Origin of the sequence: Sphingomonas sp. H160509 (genome assembly GCF_024124765.2) — a bacterium.
Classification (GTDB): Bacteria; Pseudomonadota; Alphaproteobacteria; order Sphingomonadales; family Sphingomonadaceae; genus Sphingomonas.
Genome location: NZ_JAMXSR020000002.1, coordinates 3,469,616 through 3,490,231 on the forward strand (window position 1 = coordinate 3,469,616; position 20,616 = coordinate 3,490,231).

Sequence of the window (20,616 nt, forward strand, 5' to 3'; positions counted from 1 at the left end):
AGAGGCTGCATGATACCCGATTTCGATTTCGCGCTCGGCGAATCCGCGGACATGATCCGCGAGAGCACGCACCGCTTCGCCACCGACAAGATCGCGCCCTTGGCTGCGAAGATCGACGCGGACGACTGGTTCCCGCGCGAGCTGTGGCCGGCGATGGGCGAGCTCGGCCTCCACGGCATCACCGTCGAGGAGGAGTTTGGCGGCTTAAGCCTCGGCTATCTCGAGCACGTCGTCGCGGTCGAGGAAGTCTCCCGCGCGTCCGCCTCGATCGGGCTCAGCTACGGCGCGCATTCGAACCTGTGCGTCAACCAGATCCGCCGCTGGGGCAATCCCGAGCAGAAGGCGAAGTACCTCCCCAAGCTCGTGTCGGGCGAGCACGTCGGCAGCCTCGCCATGTCCGAGGCGGGCGCCGGCTCCGACGTCGTCTCGATGAAGCTCAAGGCGGTCAAGACCGACAAGGGCTACGTCCTCAACGGCACGAAGTTCTGGATCACCAACGCGGCCTATGCCGACACGCTGGTCGTCTATGCGAAGACCGGCGAAGGCTCGCGCGGGATCACCGCGTTCCTGATCGAGAAGGACATGCCGGGCTTCGCGATCGGCCAGAAGATCGACAAGATGGGTATGCGCGGCTCGCCCACGGCGGAGCTCGTCTTCACCGATTGCGAGGTCCCGTTCGAGAACGTGATGGGCCCCGAGAATGGCGGCGTCGGCGTGCTGATGTCGGGCCTCGACTACGAGCGCGCGGTGCTCGCCGGGATCCAGCTCGGCATCATGCAGGCGTGCCTCGACGTGGTGATCCCGTACGTCCGCGAGCGGAAGCAGTTCGGAACGGCGATCGGCCAGTTCCAGCTGATCCAGGCGAAGGTCGCCGACATGTACGTCGCGCTGAGTTCGGCGCGCGCGTATGTCTATGCGGTGGCGAAGTCGTGCGATGCGGGCAAGACAACGCGGTTCGACGCGGCCGGCGCGATCCTGCTGGCGAGCGAGAGCGCGGTGAAGGTGTCGCTCGAGTCGATCCAGGCGCTGGGTGGGGCAGGGTATACCAAGGACTGGCCGGTCGAGCGGTTCATGCGCGATGCGAAGCTGCTCGACATCGGGGCTGGGACGAACGAGATTCGTCGGATGTTGATCGGGCGCGAACTGATAGGCGCCGCCCCGAAGGTGGCGCAGTGATGCGCCTACCGCTCCCCCTCCCGCTTGCGGGAGGGGTCGGGGGAGGGCCTGCCACAAGCGTCCTTCCTGGCCGCATTCCCTCCCCTAACCCCTCCCGCAAGCGGGAGGGGAATCATATGACCGCCCCCGTCCTGACCTCCGCACTGTCCCCCGACAGCGAGACCTTCCGCGCCAACGCAACCCACAACCGCGCGCTAGCCGAAACCCTCCGCGAGGAAGTCGCTCGCACAGCGCTAGGCGGCAACGCCAAGTCCCGCGAGCGCCACACGTCGCGCGGCAAGCTCCTCCCACGCGACCGCGTCGAACGTCTGCTCGACCCCGGCTCGCCGTTCCTCGAAATCGGCCAGCTCGTTGCCAACGGCCTCTACGACGACGAAGTCCCCGGCGCCGGCCTGATCATCGGCATCGGCCGCGTCTCCGGTCGCCAGTGCATGATCGTCTGCAACGACGCGACGGTGAAGGGCGGCACCTACTACCCGCTCACCGTCAAGAAACACCTCCGTGCGCAGGAGATCGCGCAGGAAAACCGGCTCCCCTGCATCTACCTCGTCGACAGCGGCGGCGCCAACCTGCCGCATCAGGCCGAGGTCTTCCCCGACCGCGATCATTTCGGTCGCATCTTCTTCAACCAGGCGACCATGTCCGCGCTCGGCATCCCTCAGATCGCCTGCGTCATGGGCAGCTGCACCGCGGGGGGGCGCGTACGTCCCCGCCATGTCCGACGAGACGATCATCGTCCGCGGGCAGGGGACGATCTTCCTCGCCGGCCCACCCCTAGTAAAGGCCGCGACCGGCGAGGTCATCTCGGCCGAGGAGCTGGGCGGCGCCGACACGCATGGCCGCCGCTCGGGCGTGGTCGATCACGTCGCCGAGAACGACGAACACGCGCTGACGATCGTCCGTGATATCGTCTCGACCCTGCAACCCCAGGCGCAGACCGCGGTGAACCTCCAGCAACCCAAGCCGCCGAAGTTCGCCCCCCGAAGAGCTGTACGGCATCGTCCCGAGCGACGTCCGCGCGCCCTACGACGTCCACGAAGTCATCGCGCGCCTCGTCGACGGCAGCGAGTTCCACGAGTTCAAGGCGCTCTACGGCACGTCGCTCGTCTGCGGGTTCGCACATATCTGGGGCATCCCGGTCGCGATCCTCGCCAACAACGGCGTGCTCTTTAGTGAAAGCGCACAGAAGGGGGGCGCATTTCATCGAGCTCGCCTGTCAGCGCCGCATCCCGCTGCTATTCCTCCAGAACATCTCCGGCTTCATGGTCGGCGGCAAATACGAGGCGGAAGGCATTGCCAAGCATGGCGCAAAGCTCGTCACCGCCGTTGCCACCGCGACCGTCCCGAAGATCACGGTATTGATCGGCGGCAGCTTCGGCGCGGGCAATTACGGCATGTGCGGCCGCGCCTATTCGCCGCGCTTCCTGTTCACCTGGCCCAACAGCCGGATCAGCGTGATGGGCGGCGAACAGGCGGCATCCGTCCTCGCCACCGTCCACCGCGACGCGGAAAGCTGGACGCCCGAACAGGCCGAAGCCTTCAAGGCCCCGGTCCGCCAGAAATACGAGGACGAGGGCAATCCCTGGTACGCCACCGCGCGGCTATGGGACGACGGCATCATCGATCCCGTCCAGACCCGCGACGTGCTTGGCCTGGCCTTTGCCGCGACGCTCAACGCTCCCATCCCCGAACGCCCCGCGTTCGGCGTGTTCAGGATGTAACCCGATGATCCTGCTGTCACTTCTCCTCGCCGCTGGTCAGATCACCCCGGTCCAGCCGATCGTCAAAGGCACCGGCCTGCCGCCCGCGGCCATGACCGAAGAGGCCGGCGTCATGGTCCCGATCGACGCGCTCTTCGCCGCGCTCGCCGCCCGCGATGGGCAGGCGATCCTCGCACAGGTCCGCGCCGACGGCGGCGCCACCGTCGCCGAGGAAAAGTCCGGCGGCACGCGCTCGGTCCGCCGCACCAGCTGGCCCGAGTTCGCCGCGTCGATCAAGCCAGGCCCGGAGCGCTACGCCGAGCGCCTCACCGATCCAGCGGTCGACATCGACGGCGACATCGCGATGGTCTGGTCGCCCTACGTCTTCACGATCGACGGCAAGGTCGCGCATTGCGGCACCGACCATTTCGACATGGTCCGCGAAGCCGGGCGCTGGAAGATCGCCAACCTCACCTGGTCGAAGCGCACCACCGGTTGCGCGAACTGACATGGCCTGTCCTACACCGCCCGCATCGGCTTATGCTGGGATGACCATGATGAACCAGTCGATCCTTTCCGCCGATCATCCTGCTGTCGAGGGGCTTTCGAGCCCGATGTGCACATCGCTGGAGCGTCTGCACTTTGTGCACTTCCGCGGAGCGAATCGATGATCGAGTCCCTCCTGATCGCCAATCGCGGCGAGATCGCCTGCCGTATCATCCGCACCGCGCGGGCGCTCGGCATCCGCACGATCACGGTCTATTCGGACGCCGACGCGAACGCGCTCCACGTCCGCCAGGCCGACGAAGCCGTGCACATCGGTGCCTCCCCGGCGCGCGAGAGCTACCTCGTCGGCGACCGCATCATTGCCGCCGCGCTCGACACCGGTGCCGAAGCGATCCACCCCGGCTACGGCTTCCTGTCGGAGAACGCCGACTTCGCCCAAGCCGTGCTCGACGCCGGCCTCATCTGGGTCGGCCCCAACCCCCACAGCATCCGTGCCATGGGCCTGAAGGACGCCGCGAAACAGCGCATGATCGCCGCTGGCGTGCCCGTCACGCCCGGCTATCTCGGCGAGGATCAGTCGCCCGACCGTCTGAAGGCGGAGGCCGACGCGATCGGCTACCCCGTCCTGATCAAGGCAGTCGCAGGCGGCGGCGGCAAGGGCATGCGCCGCGTCGATACGGCCGCAGAGTTCGCCGACGCGCTCGTCTCATGCCAGCGAGAGGCGGCCTCGTCGTTCGGCAACACCGACGTTCTGATCGAGAAATACATCCTGTCGCCGCGCCATATCGAGGTGCAGGTCTTCGGCGACAGCCACAGCAACGTCGTCCATCTGTTCGAACGCGACTGCTCGCTCCAGCGCCGCCACCAGAAGGTGATCGAGGAAGCCCCCGCACCCGGCATGGACGCCGCCACCCGCGAGGCCATCTGCGCCGCAGCGGTCAAGGCGGCCAAGGCGGTCGATTACGTCGGCGCCGGCACGATCGAGTTCATCGCCGACGCCAGCGAAGGCCTCCGCGCCGACAGCATCTGGTTCATGGAAATGAACACGCGGCTCCAGGTCGAGCACCCGGTGACCGAAGAGATCACCGGCCAGGACCTCGTCGAATGGCAACTCCGCGTCGCATCCGGCGAGCCCTTGCCCAAGCGTCAGGACGAACTGGCGATCGACGGCTGGGCGATGGAAGCGCGGCTATATGCGGAAGATCCCGCCAAGGGTTTCCTGCCGTCGATCGGCACGCTCGAACGCTTCGACCTCGGCACCACTGCCCGCGTCGATACCGGGGTAGAGCAGGGCGCTGAAATATCGCCGTTCTACGACCCGATGATCGCCAAGGTCATCGCCTGGGGCGAAGACAGAGAGACTGCGCGCGAGGCCTTGGCATATGCGCTAGACGGTGCGGTCGTCTGGCCGGTACGCTCAAACGCGGGGTTCCTCGTCGAGGCGCTCGACCATCCCGACTTCGTGGCGGGCACGCTCGACACCGGGCTGATCGCCCGCGAAGGCGACGCGCTCATGCCGCCGACGCACCCGACGGAAGAGGCGTTGGCCGAGGCCGCGGGCGCGCTCGTCGCTACCGATCCGATCTCGGGCTTCCGTCTCAATGCGGCGCCGCGCCGTAGCGCGACGTTCCTGCTGGACGGAGAACCGGTCGAGGTCGATCTCGACGGACAGGCCGGAACGACGTCGGCGTTCGAAGACGTCCTGATCTCCGAAGCCGGCCAGACCTGGCAGCTCAAGCCTTGGCGTGCGTCGGGTGTTGCCGCCGGCGGAGCAGCGGACGGTGCGATCCTGTCGCCGATGCCGGGCCGCATCATCGCGGTCGACGTTTCGGCGGGCGACACCGTCACCAAGGGCCAGAAGCTGGTCACGCTCGAGGCGATGAAAATGGAGCATTCGCTCACCGCGCCGTTCGACGGCATCGTCGCGGACCTCAACGCAATCGAGGGCGGGCAGGTGACCGAGGGCACAATGCTCGTTCGCATCGAGAAGGATAGCTAATGGCCGGCCGCTATTTCGACGACTGGAGCATCGGCGACCGGATCGAGCACGAGATCCGCCGCACAGTGACCGAGACGGACAACCTCCTGTTCTCGACGATGACGCACAACCCGCAGCCGCTCCACCTCGATATCGAGGCAGCCAAGGCAAGCGAGTTCGGCCGCATCCTCGTCAACGGCACCTTCACCTTTGCGCTGATGGTCGGGCTGTCGGTCGGCGAGACGACGCTCGGCACGCTCGTCGCCAATCTCGGCTACGACAAGCTGGTACACCCGAAGCCGGTCTTCATCGGCGACACGATGCGTTGCGAGACCGAAGTGACCGACCTGAAACCCAGCAAGTCACGCCCGAACGCGGGCATCGTCACCTTCACGCACCGCCTCATCAACCAACGTGACGAGATCGTCTGCCAATGCCTGCGCACCGCCCTGATCGAGCGGCGCGCAAGTCCTCCTCAGTGATTGTCGCGCGGTAGGCCCATCGTCTGCGCGATGCGCTGATACTTCTCGGCGCCTTCGAGGATCGCACCGGTCTCCATCTGGCCGACGGTGGCGCGCTGGATTTCCTGCCAGGGCGTCTGCGAACGTGGATAGGCATAGCCACCCGCCTCGGTCAGCGCACGGCGGCGCTCGGCCAGTTCTTCGTCCGGGATCAGCACGTTGGCGCTGCCCTTGGCGAGATCGATGCGAACCCGGTCGCCGGTCCGGATCAATGCAAGCCCACCCATCGCCGCCGCCTCGGGCGAGGCATTGAGGATCGACGGCGACCCCGACGTCCCCGACTGGCGGCCGTCGCCGATGCAGGGGAGGGCGTGGACGCCCTCACGGATCAGATACGCCGGCGGCCGCATGTTCACGACCTCGGCCGCACCCGGATAGCCGATCGGGCCCGCGCCACGCATGAACAACAGCGTGTCGGTGGTGATCCCGAGCGACGGATCGTCGATCCGGTGGTGATAATCCTCGGGGCCGTCGAACACGACTGCGGGGCCTTCGAACGCTTCCAGATCGTCCGGGTTGGACAGATAACGCTCGCGGAACTCCGGCGAGATCACGCTGGTCTTCATGATCGCCGAGTCGAACAGATTGCCGCGCAACACAATGAAGCCGGCATCCTCCAGCAACGGCGTCGCGAACGGGCGGATGACGCGCTCGTCCTCGATCGTCGCGGTCCGGCAATTGTCGCCGATCGACTTGCCGTTCGCGGTAATCGCATCTTCGTGGATCAGGCCCTGCTTCATCAGCTCGGCGACCACGGCGGGCACGCCGCCGGCATGGTAATAATCCTCGCCAAGATATTCGCCCGCTGGCTGGAGATTGACCATCAGCGGCACCTTGTGGCCGTGCGTCTGCCAGTCGTCGATCGGCAGGTCGACGCCGATATGGCGCGCGATCGCGGCGAGATGGATCGGCGCGTTGGTCGATCCGCCGATCGCCGAATTGACGACGATCGCGTTGTGGAACGCCTCCTTGGTGAGGATGTCCGACGGCTTCAGATCTTCCGAAACCATGTCAACGATCCGCTTGCCGGTCTTGTATGCGACTTCCTGGCGGTCACGGTACGGCGCGGGGATCGCAGCCGAGCCGGGCAACTGCATGCCGAGCGCCTCGGCAAGGCTGTTCATCGTCGTCGCGGTGCCCATCGTATTGCAGTAACCGGTGGATGGCGCCGACGACGCGACGAGCTTGATGAAGCCCTCGTCGTCGATCGCGCCGGTCGCGAGCAGTTCGCGCGCCTTCCACACGATCGTCCCCGAACCGGTCCGCTCGCCCTTGTGCCAGCCATTTAGCATCGGACCGACCGACAGTGCGATCGCCGGGATGTTCACAGTCGCTGCAGCCATCAGGCACGCCGGCGTCGTCTTGTCGCAGCCGATCGTCAGCACGACGCCGTCGAGCGGATAGCCGTAGAGCACTTCCACCAGCGCCAGATAGGCGAGGTTGCGGTCGAGCCCCGCGGTCGGCCGCTTGCCGGTTTCCTGGATTGGATGGACCGGGAATTCGAGCGCGATGCCGCCGGCTTCACGGATGCCTTCGCGCAAGCGCTCCGCCAGCACCAAATGGTGGCGGTTGCACGGGCTCAGGTCGCTGCCGGTCTGCGCAATGCCGATGATCGGCTTGCCCGAGCGTAGTTCCTCCAGGGACAGCCCGAAGTTCAGATAGCGCTCCAGATAGAGCGCGGTCATGTCGATGTTCTCGGGATTATCGAACCACGCGCGCGAGCGGAGCTTAGGCATGTCGGTCATGAGGAGCTTTCTGGAGATCGAATATCAGCGGGCGACGGAAAGGCGGTAGATCATCGCGTGATGATACGGCTTGCCCGAATCGACACGCGCGGAAACGAAGTTCGGCTTGTTGGGCGCATCGGGGAATTTCTGTGGTTCGAGCGCGATGCCGTCGCCCATCCGGTACAGATGGCCCTTCTTGCCGATGAACGTGCCGTCCAGGAAATTGCCCGTATAGAACTGCACACCGGGCTCGGTCGTCAGGACTTCGAGCACGCGGCCCGAGACGGGATCCTCCAGCCGCGCGGCCAGTTCGGGCTTGGCGGTCAGACCCTTGTCGAGCGCGAAATTATGGTCGTAGCCATGGCCGTAGCGGATCTGCTGGTCGCGACCATCGCGGATGCCCTCGCCGACGATGCGGCCGTTGCGGAAATCGAACACCGTGCCGGCGACGGGCTGCAGCGTACCGGTCGGAATCAGCTTGTCGTCGACCGGCGTGATCGCCTTGGCGGGGATCGTCAGCCGGTGGCCATACGCGCCCATCGCCGAGCCTTCGCCGCCGAGATCGAAGATGCCGTGGTTGGTCATGTTGACGATCGTGGGCTTGTCGGTCTTCGCGTCATACGCGATGCCGAGATTGCCGGCTTCGTCGAGCGTATAGGTGACGGTGACGTCCAGGTTGCCGGGATAGCCGGAATCGCCGTCCGGGCTGCGGTAGCCCAGCACGAGCGTAGCGGTCGGGCCGTTCGTCGCCGAGACGATCTTCCAGGCGACTTTGTCGAAGCCCTTCCCGCCGCCGTGCAGCGAATTGACCTTGTCGTTGAGCGGCAACTGGTACGGCGTGCCGTCCAGCGTGAAGCGGCCACCGGCGATGCGATTGGCGAAACGGCCGACCGTCACGCCAAAGAAATTGGGATGATCGACGTAGGAAGCGAGGTCGTCATAGCCGAGCATGACGTCCGCGATCTTTCCGTTGCGGTCCGGGCCCATCAGCGATTGCAGCGTCGCGCCGTATGACAGGATGCGCGCGGAGACGCCATGCGCGTTGCTGAGCGTCACGGCCTCGATCGCGGTACCGTCCTTGAGCGTACCGGCAGGCGTGCGCTTCGCCTCTGCCGCGTCGGCCGCGTGCGCCGAAAGCGCTGCCAGCAAGGTTGCCACGATGATCCCCGACTTTGTGATTGCGCGCATTCCGGTTCCCGTCCTTATTCGTCCGACGCCGTTGACGCGCCTTGTGTGGCTATATAGTCGGACAATATATTTCTGGGCAAGCCTTGCGGGAAAAGACTGTTGCAGTCACCGACAGGGCACGGAGGATGAAACGACTATGGCGATGCCGATACAGACGCAAAAAGCCCGCTGACGCCGGGGCGGTGCATGCCGCGGGAGGCGCGCCGAGCTATCGATCCGCGCTCACGTTGCTCGCCAGCCTGTTCTTCATGTGGGGCTTCATCACGGTCATCAACAACACGCTGCTGCCGCATCTGCGCAGCGTGTTCGACCCTCAGCTATACGCAGACCACGCTGATCGAGAGCGTCTGGTTCATCGCGTATTTCTTTGCGTCGATCCCGTCGGCCAAGCTGATCGAGCGGGTCGGCTATCAGCGCGCGATGGTGTTCGGGCTCGGGCTGATGGCGGTCGGCGCATTGATGATGGTGCCCGCCGCGCGGCTGCCGTCGTACGGCGTGACGCTGGTCGCGCTGTTCGTGATCGCGAGTGGCATCACGCTGCTGCAGGTTGCGGCGAATCCCTACGTCGCCGTCGTTGGTCCGCCCGAGACAGCGTCGTCGCGGCTGAACCTCGTGCAGGCGTTCAATTCGGCGGGCGCAACACTCGCGCCGCTGTTCGGTGGCTACCTGATCCTGGGTCGTTCGACCTCCGGCACGGCAGCCGCCGGTTCAACCGCGGTGCTGACGCAGGCCGAGCGGATTGCCGACGCGCAGTCAGTGGTGCTGCCCTATCTGATCGTCGCGGCCGTGCTGGTCGTGCTGGCGATCGTGATCGCGCGCTTCCCGCTGCCCGCGATGGGGTCTGCGACGCAGCGTTCGGCGAAGGCGGATCGCAAGGGCCAGTCGCTCTGGTCGCATCGCAACCTCGTATTCGGCATCCCGGCGATCTTCATTTATCTGATAGCCGAAATTGGTGTCGCCAACCTGTTCATCAATTTCGTCAGCCAACCGAACATCGGCAACCTGACGCACGAGCAGGCATCGCATTACCTGTTCATCCTGTGGGGCGGGATGATGGTCGGCCGCCTGATCGGCAGCGTGGTGATGCGCACGATCCCTGCCGAGCGCGTGCTGGCGTTTGCGAGCATCGGCGCCTGCGTCGTGATGCTTATCGCTACTTTCACCACAGGGCACGTCGCGATGTGGGCGCTGATCTCCGTCGGTCTGTTCCACTCGATCATGTTCCCGACGATCTTCACGCTCGGCATCAAGGGGCTTGGGCCGCTCACCGAGGAAGGGTCGGGCCTGCTCATCATGGCGATCGCAGGCGGCGCGCTAGTCATCGTCCAGGGCTGGCTCGCAGATACCTACGGTCTCCAGAACTCGTTCCTGCTGACCGCGGCGTGCGAACTCTACGTGTTGTTCTACGCCGTGTGGGGATCGCGGACGACCAACGCGTTGCCGGAACAAGCGGTGCGCTAAAGGACCAACACTCTCAGATCCTCGTGGTCTGACAATTAGCCGACCGGTTAGTGTCTCTTGCGTAGTTGAGTAAGGTTCAAAGTAGCACGATCGGATCGCTAGCGGCTGTAATCAGTCCGAGTAATAGGGTATACCCTTCGCCCGTCAGCAGGAGAAGTAGAAGTGACCAGTTTGCGCCTATTGCAGCATCGCGCAGCGGACGGCACGCGGTCGGTGATCGCCGCTACCGACAAGGGCGCAAGCCTTGTCCCGGGCGTGGACAGCGTCCGTGAACTTGCAGCGCGCGCGATCGCGGCGGGCACCGATCTTGCGACGGCGGTTCGGGCTTGCGGGACCGGCGCGGCAGTCGACATCGCCGCCGAACTTGCCGCCGGCCGCCTGCTCTCGCCGATCGATCACGGCGATTCCGCACATCTCATCATGACCGGCACCGGGCTGACGCATCTCGGCTCTGCGGAAGGGCGCGACAAGATGCACCGCGCTGCGGCCGCAGCCGAAACCCTGACGGATTCGATGCGCATGTTCCTCGACGGCGTTGCAGGCGGCAAGCCCGCGGCGGGCGAGACGGGTCAGCAGCCCGAATGGTTCTACAAGGGCGACGGATCGGGTCTCGTCGGGCCCGGCGGCGCACTTATCAGCCCCGCGTTCGCGCAAGACGGCGGCGAGGAGCCCGAGCTCGCCGGCATCTACCTGATCGGCCCGGACGGTACGCCGTACCGCCTTGGCCTCTGTCTCGCCAACGAGTTCAGCGATCACGTGACCGAGCGGCATAATTACCTCTGGCTCGCGCATTCGAAGCTGCGTCAGGCGGCGCTGGGTCCGGAATTGCTGACCGGCCCAATTCCCGACCATGTCGAGGGCATGAGCCGCATCCACCGCGACGGTGCGGTGCTTTGGGAAAAGCCGTTCCTCTCGGGGGGAGGCGAACATGTCGCACACGATCGCCAACCTCGAGGCGCATCACTTCAAATACGACCTGTTTCGCCGGCCGGGCGACGTTCACGTCCATTTCTTCGGGACGGCGACGTTGTCGTTCAGCGAAGGCGTGACGACCCGGGAGGGCGACGTTTTCGAGATCGAGGCGGCGCCGTTCACGCTGCCGTTGCGCAACACGCTGGCCAAGGCCTCGCCGTCGCCGGTCGGCGTCCGTGCACTGTGAAATCAGCCGCGCTGAGGTAGAGTCAGGCGGACTAGCAGGCCGCCAAGGACGGAGGAGCGATCGAGCGTCACCGTGCCCCCGTTCAGTTCGGCGAGTTCGCGCGTGATCGACAGTCCGAAGCCGTGTCCGTCGCCGCGTTCGTCGAGACGACGGCCGGGCAGGACGGCTTGTGCCATCGCCGTGTCGTCGAGACCTTGGCCGTCGTCGGCAATTTCCAGCGTGACCGTGCCATCGATCGGGTTCGCCGTGATCGAAAGCGCGGCGCGCGCGTGACGCCAGGCGTTGTCGAGGAGGTTGCCGATCATCTCGTCGAGATCCTGCGGGTCGATTGCGACGGCAAGGTTGGCGGGAATCGCGATGTCGACCGTCATCGGGCGATCGGCGTGGATGCGGTGCAAGACTGCGACGAGATCGGCAACGGCGGGGGCGATCAGCGTCCGGGTGCGAGCGCCGCCGGTCGCATCCGCGCGAGCGCGACCGAGGTGATGGCGGACTCGCCGATCGATCTGCTCGACCATGTCGCGGACGTCTGCGTCGGCGTTCGCTTCGGCTAGCTTGAGCGAGAGCGCGGCGAGGGGGGGTCTTCAGCCCGTGCGCTAGGTTGGCAACGTGCTGGCGGGCGTGCGCAAGCCCGGCCGCGTTCTGGTCGATCAGTGCGTTGAGTTCCGCAACGAGCGGTTGCAATTCCCCGGGCTGGTCATCGGGGACGTGGCGCTCGGTTCCGGCGCGAACGGCGGCGAGCGCTGTCCGGAGATCGCGCAGGGGACGCAAGCCGAAGCGGAGCTGCACCAGCGTCGCGAGCGCGAGTCCGGCGCCGAGCAAGGCGAGCGAGCCAAGCAGGGGGATCATCGCCTCGCGCAGTGGCTCCTCGACGATCCGGCGAGGGCCGATCGCTGTGATCGTCACCGTGCCGCGCGGCGTGACGACGTCCATGTCGCGCGAGTGCAGCCGCTCGCCGCTCCTATCGCGCGCTTCGCCAGGGTGGATTTGATGGTCTTCATGCCCGCCGGGGCCGGGTGGAAGCGGGCGCTCGTCATTTCGAGTTAGAGCTGGCGGCGGCGGTGGAATAGTTAAGGCTGGCTTTGAAATAATTGGGGGCGGGGTCGTGCCGCTATCGAAGCGACCGGCGGGACCTTCGACCTGCCATGACCAGTCGGACCCGGGTTCGCCGAACTCGGGCAGGTCGATCGCGCGCATCCGGTCTAGCGTAGCATCGGGGCGGACCGCGCGCGCCAGCACCGCGACCTGCGCGTCGAGGCGCTCGTCGAGCCCGCGCGTGACGAAGCGTTCGAGGACGTGGCCGATCGTGACGCCGGCGAACAGGAGCGCGACTCCCGTCGACAGCGCGGCGATCGCGAGCATTCGGCCGAAGAGGGAGCGGGGGATGAGGCGGAGACGTGTCACTGCGCCTGCTTATCCAAGCGAGACGATCCGTACTTTACACGGCATCCTAGCGAAGGCTGGGGCCCAGCTGGAAAGGTTTTTAAAATGATGGGCATCGCTCCGTTAGCGACGTCCCCCAATTGGGCCCCGGCCTTCGCCGGGGTGGTGGATGTGGTTTGCAGAGCCTTCATCAGGAACCATCCGCCGTAAGCCGATACCCGCGACCCCGCACCGTTTCGATCATCTGCGCACCGATCTTACGTCGTAACCGACCGATTATCACCTCGATCGAGTTCGAGTCGACGTCCGCGTCGCCTTCGTAGACGCGCTCGATCAGGTCTGCGCGTTCGATGACGACTTCACGGCGGAGCATCAGCGCGGACAGCACCCGCCATTCGAACGCGGTGAGTTTCAGCGGCAGGCCGTTCAGCTCGAACGTGCCGAGTTGCGCGTCGAACGTCAGCGGCCCGCACGTGACTCGCGCCGCCGCATGGCCAGCCGCGCGGCGAACCAGCGCGCGCAGCCGCATCACGACCTCCTCGACATGGAACGGCTTCACGACATAATCGTCGGCTCCGGCCTTGAACCCCTCGACCTTTTCCGACCACCCGTCGCGCGCGGTGAGGATCAGGACGGGCAGGTCGCGTCCCGCCGCGCGCCAGTCGCGCAAGACCGATAGTCCATCGCGCTTGGGCAGGCCAAGGTCGAGCACCGCCGCGTCGTACAGTTCGGTTGCACCCAGATGGCCGCCATCCTCGCCGTTGGTCGCGACGTCGACCGCGAAATGCTCCGCGCGCAACGCCCGCGCCAGCCCGTCGGCGATCGCCGCATCGTCCTCGACCAATAATACCCGCATGTCCGTTTCCCTATGCCTGAGACCCCAACGGAAACTGAACGGCTTGGTTCAGCGGGCGTCGGCAGCGTGCGCCTACACGGTGATTCGTCAACCAATGAGAGGAACGACGCACGTGACCGAACATTCCCATATCGCGCCGAACAAGCGCTTCAATCTCCGCCGCAATCGCCTGGCACTCGCCGCGGCTGGTTTGCTGGTGGTCGGCGGTGCAGCGGGTGCCGTCACGGTTGCCGCCACGCGCCCGAGCGTGACGATGGCGCCCGCCATGCCAACCGCGATCCGTTCGCTCCAGTCCGACGGCATCGTCACGATCCGCGGCAAGGTTGCCGAGACCTACGGCAACAAGTTCGTGATGGCCGACCGAACCGGTCGCGCGCTGGTCGATCTGGGTCGTGAAGGCGACGGCAGCAACTTGGTCGCGGCCGGTCAGCCGGTGACGATCCAGGGTCGGTTCGAGGATGGCTTCGTCCACGCCTCGTTCCTGGTGGCACCCGGTGGCAAGGTAACGGCGCTCGGCCCGGTCGGCGGCCCGCCGCGTGGCCCGCATGGTCCTGGTGGCCCGGGACGCGACGGTCCGGGGCGTGATGGCCCTGGTGGTCCGGGCGGTCCGGGTGGTCCGGAAGGTCCTGGGGCTCCCGGCGGTCCGGGTGCTCCTCCGCCGCCGCCGGCGGGGTATGGCGCCCCCGCCGCCGCCAGTGGCTAACGGTGCAGTCGCTCCCGCACCTGTTGCTCCTCCGATCGGGGTTCCGACGACCGCGCCGGCCCGCTAGGGTACGCCGGCGACCTGATGCCGTCCGCCTGACGACCACAATACTAGCGCGGGGCCGGTATCATGCCGGCTCCGCGTTATCGCCGTATCGGTGCGGTCCGGAGCTGTTGACGGTGCAGCACCGGTTCGGGCGGGCGGACCCAGTAGCGGCCGGTCACGATCAGCGGCAGCGCGAGCAGCAGGCCCGCACCGACATCCCAGACGCCGTCGCCGATCAGCCCGGCACCGAGCCCCGCGACGGTCGACACGCCGAGCAGGATCGGCAGCGCGAAGATCTGGCCGTTGGTCTTGTGAGTCATGCGATTTCTCCCGCCATCACGACTTCGCGGACGCGCTGGTCGCTCGGACCGCCGCGACGACGCAGCCAAAGATACAGCCCGCTGCCGAGCACGATGATCGTCAATATGTCGAAGATGGCCCAGATGATCTTCATCGCGAGGCCGCCGTAATTCCCGAAGTGCAGCGGCTGTGCGAGCAGCATCGCCTGCATGTACCACGGCATCGGCACGACTGCGTCGAGCCGTCCGGTCGCGGCATCGACGAAGCCGGGCAGCAACATCTTCGACGTCAGCGGCGTCGCGCCTTTCAGGAAGACGGCGTAGTGATGGTGACTGCTGAAGACGACGCCGGGGAAGGCGATGAACTGCGGCTTCATCTCGGGCGCCTCGCGCTGCACCGCGTCGAGCGCGGCCTGGACCGAGGCGCGCTGGGCCGGCAGTGGCGTGCGTGCCTCGCTGGCGATGATCTCTGCAAGGCCGTTAGCCTTCCAGATACCGGTGATCGGCACGACGAAGGTGTTGATCGTGCCCGTCACGCCGACGACGCTCGCCCAGGCGAGCGTGACGATGCCGAGGAGATTGTGGCGATCGAGCCAGCCGAGCCGCTTGCTGCGCCCGCGACGCAAGGTGCCGAAGTCGAGCTTGGACATGAACGGCGCGTAGAGCACGACACCCGAGACGATCGCGGCGAAGAAGAGCAGGCCCATCACGCCGAGGAAGATCTCCGCCCAGAAGCCGAGGAACATGTCGGTGTGGAGCTTCAGGATGAACGCCATCACGCCGGGGAAATAGGGCGGCATCTTCGTACCGGTGCGCGCATCGAACGCGAGGAAGTGCATCGCTGCGGGGGCGGCATCGGGCGTCGGGCCGGTCGTGACGTAGACGATCGGGCGCTCGTCGTCGAAGCTGACGTAGAGCGGAATTTCGCCGGGGGCGGCCTTTGCCGCGCGGCCGAGAATGGCGTCGAGCGACAGCGACGGCGTGCTTGCCGGCAGCGTTGCCATGGGCGCGGGCGGATCGAGCCAGCCGTCGATTTCCTTGTCGAAGATCAGCGGCAGGCCGGTCACGCACAGCATCAGCAGGAATGCGGTGCAGATCAGGCTCGTCCATTTGTGGACGAGATACCAGGTCTTGATCGTGCCGCGGGTCATGCGCGGGGGAGTGGTTTCGATGAGGGGTATGATCTGCTGGGCGGTCACGGGCACACAGGTACAGATTTGATAACGATGTGCAATAGCGGTGTTGGGGTTAGGGGCTTACCAGCTGATCCTCCCCCGCCAGGGGGAGGTGGCTGTCGCTTGCCAGACGGAGGGGGGGTTAGGGTTACAGTGGTTGCGCGTTCCTTCCCCTCCGTCACCTTCGGTGCCACCTCCCGCTGGCGGGGGGAGGATTAGGGGGTTAGGCCACCCCTGCGCCGCCGGTAACGCCGTAGACTTCACCCGTGATGTAGCTGCCCTCCTGCGAGGCTAGCAGCACGTACACAGGGGCGATCTCCACCGGCTGGCCGGGACGGCCGAAATGGCTCTTTGAACCGAACGTCTCGAGCGTTTCCTGTGGTTGGCCGCCGCTGGGCTGAAGCACCGTCCAGAATGGGCCCGGCGCGACGACGTTGGCGCGGATGCCCTTCTCGATCAGCTGCTTGGCGAGACCCTTGGTATACGCGACGATCGCCGCCTTGGTGGTCGCATAGTCGAGCAGATTGTCCGACGGGTCATAGCCCTGCACCGACGCGGTCGTGACTATCGCCGCGCCGACGGGGAGATGCGGGACGGCGGCCTGCACGAACCAGTGCAGCGCATAGACGTTGGTCTTCATCGTCTGGTCAAAATCGTCGGTCGAGATGTCGGCGACGGTCGGCCGCGTCTGCTGGCGCCCGGCGTTGACGACCAGCACGTCGAGACCGCCGAACGTATCGACCGTCTGCTGGACCGCGGCGCGGCAGAATGCCTCGTCCTTGACGTCGCCTGGCAGCGCGAGCGCCTTGCGCCCTTCCGCCTCGATCAGCGCGACGACTTCTTTCGCATCCGCCTCTTCGGCGGGGGAGATAGACGATCGCGACGTCGGCGCGTTCGCGGGCATAGGCGATCGCTGCGGCACGACCGATGCCGCTGTCGCCGCCGGTGATGAGCGCTTTGCGCCCCGCCAGCTTGCCCGAGCCCGTGTAGCTGGTCTCGCCGTGATCGGGCTTCGGGTCCATCTTCGACGCGATCCCCGGTGCTTCCTGCGGCTGTTGCGGGAAGGGGGGGCTGCGGATATTGCGTGCGCGGATCCTGCATCGTGAGCCGGTCAGCCATGGGTCGCTCCTGTAAAGATTGAGCAGGGGCAACCCATGTCGGCGCGGATAGGTTGCGTGCTATTTGAGCAGGATCAACGCCTTCGACAGCGTCATGTAGATCCCCCCAGAGGATCGGCAGCCCGACCGCCAGCCACGCAAAGACGACGACCGGCGAGGTGCCGGTTGTCGCCGCTGCCGTACCGCCAGCGACCGTGTCGACCGCGATCGGCCGGTCGTCCGCCGCCATGTGGAACTTCGCCGCGACCGGCCGGACGAACAGGTTCGCGACGAACCCGGCGACGAGCATCGCCGCCAGCACGAGGAAGATCGGCGGATAGATATCGCTGCGGGGTACACCCGCCGCGATCGCGCGGTCACGCATGTTGGCGACGAGGAGCGGCCCGACCACGCCTGCGGTTGACCAGGCGGTCAGCAACCGACCGTGGATCGCGCCGACATATTTCGTCCCGAACAGATCGGCGAGATATGCTGGCGCAGTCGCGAAGCCACCGCCGTACATCGACGCGAGGATGCAGAAGACGAGGATGAACAGGCCCAACGTCGTGCCGGCCAGTGCCGGTGCGGCGAAACCGTAGAGCACGGCGCCTGCCGCGAGGATCGTCGCGAACAGCGGCTTGCGGCCGATCCGATCGGACAGCCACGCCCAGAAGAACCGCCCGCCGATGTTGAACAGGCTGATCGCGCCGACGAAGCCTGCGCCGACCGCCGCCGCCGCCTTCTTCTGGTCGTCGTCGAACGCGGTGAACAACACCGAGGGGGCGTCGATCAGCCGTCCGCCGAACAGCTCCTGCAACATCGGCGAGGCGATACCGATGATCCCGATCGAGGCGGAAACGTTGAAGAAGAGCACCAGCCACACCAGCCAGAATTGCGGCGTGCGGTGCGCGTCAGACAGCGCCACGTTGAAGCGGCTGATCGAGGCCTTGGCGCTGGTCGGCGCGGTCCAGTTGGCGGGAGCCCAACCCTCGGCGGGCACGCGGTAGCCGATCGCGCCGGCCATCATGAACAGGAAATAGACGCAGGCGAGCACCAGGAACGTCTGCCAGACGCCGACGCCAGTGGAGCTTGCGAAATGCTTCATCAACAGGTCGGCGAGCGGTCCGCCGATCATCGCGCCGCCGCCAAAGCCCATGATCGCCATGCCAGTCGCCATCCCGCGCCGGTCAGGAAACCATTTTATCAGTGTCGAGACAGGCGAGATGTAGCCGAGGCCAAGCCCGATCCCGCCGATCACGCCCGACCCGAGCCAGATCAGCCAGAGCTGATGCGTCGCGATGCCGATCGCGGCGATGCCCATGCCGCCACACCAGCAGAACGCAGCGACCACGCCGGCTTTCCGGGGCCCCGCGCGTTCAAGCCATCCGCCCCAGATCGCCGCGGCGGCACCGAGCACGACGAAGAACAGCGTGTACGTCCAGACGAGATCGCTGACCCGCCAGTCGCAAGTCGTGGTGGTCAGCGCGCCGAGCAGCGTAAGGTTGGGGCAGGCGACCGGATCGGTGATCCCGATCGCACGCGACAGCGGCAACCAGAACACGCTGAACCCGTACGCCATGCCGATGCACAGGTGGATCGCGAGCGCGCAGGGCGGCACAAGCCAGCGGTTGAAGCCCGGGCCTGCAACCGTACGCGCCCGGCTGAGAAAGCCTTCTGCGCCCAGGTCTCTCGTGTCCGGCATGCAACCCCCTGTTTGGTTTTGGTTATGCGCCGGACGATGGGGCATCACGCGGTGAATGTCACCTCTAGAGGTTCGAACCCTTCGATCGTCGCGCGCACGGTTTGTCCGCGCTGGATCGGGCCAACGCCGGCGGGGGTGCCGGTGAAGATCAGGTCGCCGGGGGCCAGTTCGACGAAGGTGGACAGCGTTGCGATGATCTCGGGTACGCTCCGGATCATCATCGACAGGTCGCCGGACTGGCGTGTCTCGCCATCGATCGCGAGTGCGATGCTGCCCTTGGTGGCGGGTACGCCCGGCGTGAGCGCGCCGACGGGGGCGGAGCGATCGAAGCCCTTCGCCATGTCCCACGGGCGCCCGGCCTTCTTTGCCGCAGCCTGGAGGTCGCGGCGCGTCAGGTCGATGCCGACGCCCGCGCCGAAGATCATCGCCGCCGCGTCCTCGACCGCGACATCCTTACCGCCAGCGCCGAGCGCGATCACGAGTTCGACTTCGTGATGCAGGTCTTCGGTCTTGGGTGGGAAGGGGATCGCGCTGCCGTTGGCCACGACCGCATCGGCGGGCTTGGAGAAGAAGAACGGCTCCTGACGATCGGGGTCCGAGCCCATCTCGCGCGCGTGATCGGCATAGTTCTGGCCGACGCAGAAGATCCGGCGGACGGGGAAGCGGTCGGACGTGCCGGCAATGGCGACGGTCGGCGCGGTGATCGTGGGAATCTGCATGATGGCTCCCTTCGCGCGCTCTCATCGACCGCGGACGCATGCTTTGCAACGGCCGCTCGCGGCAACGAACCGGAACGTCTGCCGACTCAACGGGTTACGGCTAGGCACTAACCGGAGATACCCCAATGCCCAGCAACCAGCCTGTCCGTTTCGATCCGTCCGTTGAAACGATCGCTCCCGACGAGCAGGAGACTCTGCAGGGCATGAAGGACTCGTTCCAGGAGATCCTGGAGACGACGTCGCAGGATTACGGCCACGCGGTCCGCTCGGTCCATGCCAAGGCGCACGGCATCGCGCGCGGTACGTTCACGATCGCGGACAACCTGCTGCCCGAACTCGCACAGGGTATCTTCGCAACGCCCGGCCGCCACGAGGCGATCATCCGGATCTCGACCAACGCCGGCGACATCCTCGACGACAGCATCAGCCTGCCACGTGGTCTTGCGTTGAAGATCCTCGATGTCGACGGTGCCCGCCTGCCGGGGTCGGAAGGCGACACGACGCAGGATTTCATCATGGTCAACGGCCCGGCCTTCTCCGCGCCGGACCCCAAGGCCTTCGCCAAGAACCTGAAGCTGCTCGCGAAGACGACCGACCGCTTCGAGGGCGTGAAGAAGGCAATGTCGGCCACCTTCCGCGTCGTCGAGTCCGCGCTCGAGGCGGTCGGCGGCCAGTCGGCGACGCTGACCACGCTCGGTGGTGCCAAGCCCGTCCATCCACTCGGCGAGACCTATTATTCGCAGACGCCCTTTCGCTTTGGCGACTATATCGCGAAGATCGCGCTGTTCCCGGTCTCGCCCGAGCTGACGCGGCTGACCGGCGATCTGGTCGACATCACCGCGCGCCCGGATGCCCTGCGCGAAGTCGTCCGCGAGGAACTCGTCGAGCATGGCGGCAAGTGGGAGTTCCGCGTGCAGCTGAACACCGATCTCGAAAAGATGCCGATCGAGGACGCCTCGGTGGTATGGGACGAGGAGCAGAGCCCGTTCGTGACGGTCGCGACGCTTGAAGTGCCGGCGCAGCTGTCGTGGGAACAGGGCGTTACCGACCATACCGATGACGCGTTGTCGTATAGCATCTGGCACGGCATCACCGCGCATCAGCCGCTCGGCGGCGTGAACCGCACACGCAAGGACACGTACAAGCAGTCGGCGGATTTCCGCGGCAAATTCAACGGCTGCCCAATGCACGAGCCCGCCAAGCTGTCCGAACTCGCCTGA

The 20,616-nt window shown here is 66.1% G+C and carries 15 protein-coding genes and 5 pseudogenes; 11 read left to right on the top strand and 9 right to left on the bottom strand.

Annotation, left to right across the window (positions count from 1 at the left end; all coding sequences use genetic code 11):
* The first annotated feature begins 9 nt into the window (after positions 1-9).
* The 5 genes and pseudogenes from NHF48_RS18900 (at position 10) to NHF48_RS18920 (ending at position 5,843) form a co-directional block, all read left to right on the top strand.
* Positions 10-1,176 (top strand): isovaleryl-CoA dehydrogenase, encoded by a 1,167-nt coding sequence (locus NHF48_RS18900; protein WP_253071965.1) that lies wholly within the window; start codon positions 10-12, stop codon positions 1,174-1,176.
* 116 nt (positions 1,177-1,292) lie between these two features.
* Positions 1,293-2,897 (top strand): annotated as a pseudogene (locus tag NHF48_RS26180) (carboxyl transferase domain-containing protein).
* Positions 2,898-2,901: 4 nt separating this feature from the next.
* Complete coding sequence (locus NHF48_RS18910) at positions 2,902-3,384, top strand: nuclear transport factor 2 family protein (protein WP_253071966.1); 483 nt, start codon at positions 2,902-2,904, stop codon at positions 3,382-3,384.
* A gap of 159 nt (positions 3,385-3,543) precedes the next feature.
* On the top strand, positions 3,544-5,382 hold the full coding sequence (locus tag NHF48_RS18915) for an acetyl/propionyl/methylcrotonyl-CoA carboxylase subunit alpha (protein WP_253071967.1): 1,839 nt from the start codon (positions 3,544-3,546) through the stop codon (positions 5,380-5,382).
* A complete protein-coding gene (locus tag NHF48_RS18920) occupies positions 5,382-5,843 on the top strand; it encodes a MaoC family dehydratase (protein WP_133018752.1) in 462 nt (153 codons plus the stop codon). Before NHF48_RS18915 ends, NHF48_RS18920 begins: the two co-directional genes overlap by 1 nt.
* Here the strand turns inward: NHF48_RS18920 and NHF48_RS18925 are convergent.
* Positions 5,837-7,627: an IlvD/Edd family dehydratase gene (locus tag NHF48_RS18925; protein ID WP_253071968.1), complete on the bottom strand. Its 1,791-nt coding sequence runs from the start codon at positions 7,625-7,627 to the stop codon at positions 5,837-5,839. The two genes, NHF48_RS18920 and NHF48_RS18925, sit on opposite strands and share 7 nt — an antisense overlap.
* A gap of 24 nt (positions 7,628-7,651) precedes the next feature.
* Positions 7,652-8,797, bottom strand: coding sequence for an aldose epimerase family protein (locus NHF48_RS18930; protein ID WP_253071969.1), 1,146 nt, complete (start codon positions 8,795-8,797; stop codon positions 7,652-7,654).
* A gap of 125 nt (positions 8,798-8,922) precedes the next feature.
* Between NHF48_RS18930 and NHF48_RS18935 the strand changes: the two are divergent.
* Together NHF48_RS18935 and araD1 are read left to right on the top strand one after the other, a co-directional pair.
* Positions 8,923-10,258, top strand: a pseudogene (locus NHF48_RS18935) (sugar MFS transporter).
* A 162-nt stretch (positions 10,259-10,420) separates the two neighbouring features.
* Positions 10,421-11,417: pseudogene (araD1, locus tag NHF48_RS18940) on the top strand (AraD1 family protein).
* Between the two features lie 2 nt (positions 11,418-11,419).
* Here araD1 and NHF48_RS18945 read toward each other — a convergent pair.
* Positions 11,420-11,788, bottom strand: coding sequence for an ATP-binding protein (locus NHF48_RS18945; RefSeq protein ID WP_253071970.1), 369 nt, complete (start codon positions 11,786-11,788; stop codon positions 11,420-11,422).
* A 12-nt stretch (positions 11,789-11,800) separates the two neighbouring features.
* On the opposite strand from NHF48_RS18945, the gene NHF48_RS18950 reads away from it, so the two are divergent.
* The gene (locus tag NHF48_RS18950) at positions 11,801-11,971 is read left to right on the top strand and encodes a hypothetical protein (protein WP_253071971.1); all 171 of its coding nucleotides are present in this window, start codon (positions 11,801-11,803) and stop codon (positions 11,969-11,971) included.
* 55 nt (positions 11,972-12,026) lie between these two features.
* Entirely contained in the window at positions 12,027-12,464 is a 438-nt protein-coding gene (locus NHF48_RS18955) for a hypothetical protein (RefSeq protein WP_253071972.1), read from the top strand.
* Positions 12,465-12,990: 526 nt separating this feature from the next.
* On the opposite strand, the gene NHF48_RS18960 is transcribed toward NHF48_RS18955, so the two are convergent.
* A complete protein-coding gene (locus NHF48_RS18960; protein WP_253071973.1) occupies positions 12,991-13,656 on the bottom strand; it encodes a response regulator transcription factor in 666 nt (221 codons plus the stop codon).
* A 112-nt stretch (positions 13,657-13,768) separates the two neighbouring features.
* Here NHF48_RS18960 and NHF48_RS18965 point away from each other — a divergent pair, with 112 nt between their 5' ends.
* Complete coding sequence (locus NHF48_RS18965; RefSeq protein WP_253071974.1) at positions 13,769-14,359, top strand: hypothetical protein; 591 nt, start codon at positions 13,769-13,771, stop codon at positions 14,357-14,359.
* A 143-nt stretch (positions 14,360-14,502) separates the two neighbouring features.
* Here NHF48_RS18965 and NHF48_RS18970 read toward each other — a convergent pair whose 3' ends face one another.
* The 5 genes and pseudogenes from NHF48_RS18970 to NHF48_RS18990 all read right to left on the bottom strand — a co-directional run bounded on the left by NHF48_RS18970 (position 14,503) and on the right by NHF48_RS18990 (position 19,396).
* Complete coding sequence (locus tag NHF48_RS18970; protein WP_253071975.1) at positions 14,503-14,724, bottom strand: hypothetical protein; 222 nt, start codon at positions 14,722-14,724, stop codon at positions 14,503-14,505.
* Complete coding sequence (locus tag NHF48_RS18975; RefSeq protein WP_253071976.1) at positions 14,721-15,854, bottom strand: PepSY-associated TM helix domain-containing protein; 1,134 nt, start codon at positions 15,852-15,854, stop codon at positions 14,721-14,723. Before NHF48_RS18975 ends, NHF48_RS18970 begins: the two co-directional genes overlap by 4 nt.
* 247 nt (positions 15,855-16,101) lie before the next feature.
* Positions 16,102-16,997 (bottom strand): annotated as a pseudogene (locus tag NHF48_RS18980) (SDR family oxidoreductase).
* Positions 16,998-17,249: 252 nt separating this feature from the next.
* Positions 17,250-18,722, bottom strand: a pseudogene (locus tag NHF48_RS18985) (OFA family MFS transporter); the annotation flags it as partial.
* Positions 18,722-19,396: a fumarylacetoacetate hydrolase family protein gene (locus tag NHF48_RS18990; protein ID WP_253071977.1), complete on the bottom strand. Its 675-nt coding sequence runs from the start codon at positions 19,394-19,396 to the stop codon at positions 18,722-18,724. The gene NHF48_RS18990 and the pseudogene NHF48_RS18985, both read right to left, overlap by 1 nt.
* Positions 19,397-19,521: 125 nt before the next feature.
* Here NHF48_RS18990 and NHF48_RS18995 point away from each other — a divergent pair, with 125 nt between their 5' ends.
* Positions 19,522-20,616, top strand: coding sequence for a catalase family protein (locus NHF48_RS18995; protein ID WP_253071978.1), 1,095 nt, complete (start codon positions 19,522-19,524; stop codon positions 20,614-20,616).

Bases quoted from the DNA above. Each gene is read 5' to 3' on its own strand.
- NHF48_RS18900 (WP_253071965.1), top strand. From the start codon at position 10: ATGATACCCGATTTCGATTTCGCGCTCGGCGAATCCGCGGACATGATC.
- NHF48_RS18910 (WP_253071966.1), top strand. From the start codon at position 2,902: ATGATCCTGCTGTCACTTCTCCTCGCCGCTGGTCAGATCACCCCGGTC.
- NHF48_RS18915 (WP_253071967.1), top strand. From the start codon at position 3,544: ATGATCGAGTCCCTCCTGATCGCCAATCGCGGCGAGATCGCCTGCCGT.
- NHF48_RS18920 (WP_133018752.1), top strand. From the start codon at position 5,382: ATGGCCGGCCGCTATTTCGACGACTGGAGCATCGGCGACCGGATCGAG.
- NHF48_RS18925 (WP_253071968.1), bottom strand. From the start codon at position 7,627: ATGACCGACATGCCTAAGCTCCGCTCGCGCGCGTGGTTCGATAATCCC.
- NHF48_RS18930 (WP_253071969.1), bottom strand. From the start codon at position 8,797: ATGCGCGCAATCACAAAGTCGGGGATCATCGTGGCAACCTTGCTGGCA.
- NHF48_RS18945 (WP_253071970.1), bottom strand. From the start codon at position 11,788: ATGACGGTCGACATCGCGATTCCCGCCAACCTTGCCGTCGCAATCGAC.
- NHF48_RS18960 (WP_253071973.1), bottom strand. From the start codon at position 13,656: ATGCGGGTATTATTGGTCGAGGACGATGCGGCGATCGCCGACGGGCTG.
- NHF48_RS18970 (WP_253071975.1), bottom strand. From the start codon at position 14,724: ATGACTCACAAGACCAACGGCCAGATCTTCGCGCTGCCGATCCTGCTC.
- NHF48_RS18975 (WP_253071976.1), bottom strand. From the start codon at position 15,854: ATGACCCGCGGCACGATCAAGACCTGGTATCTCGTCCACAAATGGACG.
- NHF48_RS18990 (WP_253071977.1), bottom strand. From the start codon at position 19,396: ATGCAGATTCCCACGATCACCGCGCCGACCGTCGCCATTGCCGGCACG.
- NHF48_RS18995 (WP_253071978.1), top strand. From the start codon at position 19,522: ATGCCCAGCAACCAGCCTGTCCGTTTCGATCCGTCCGTTGAAACGATC.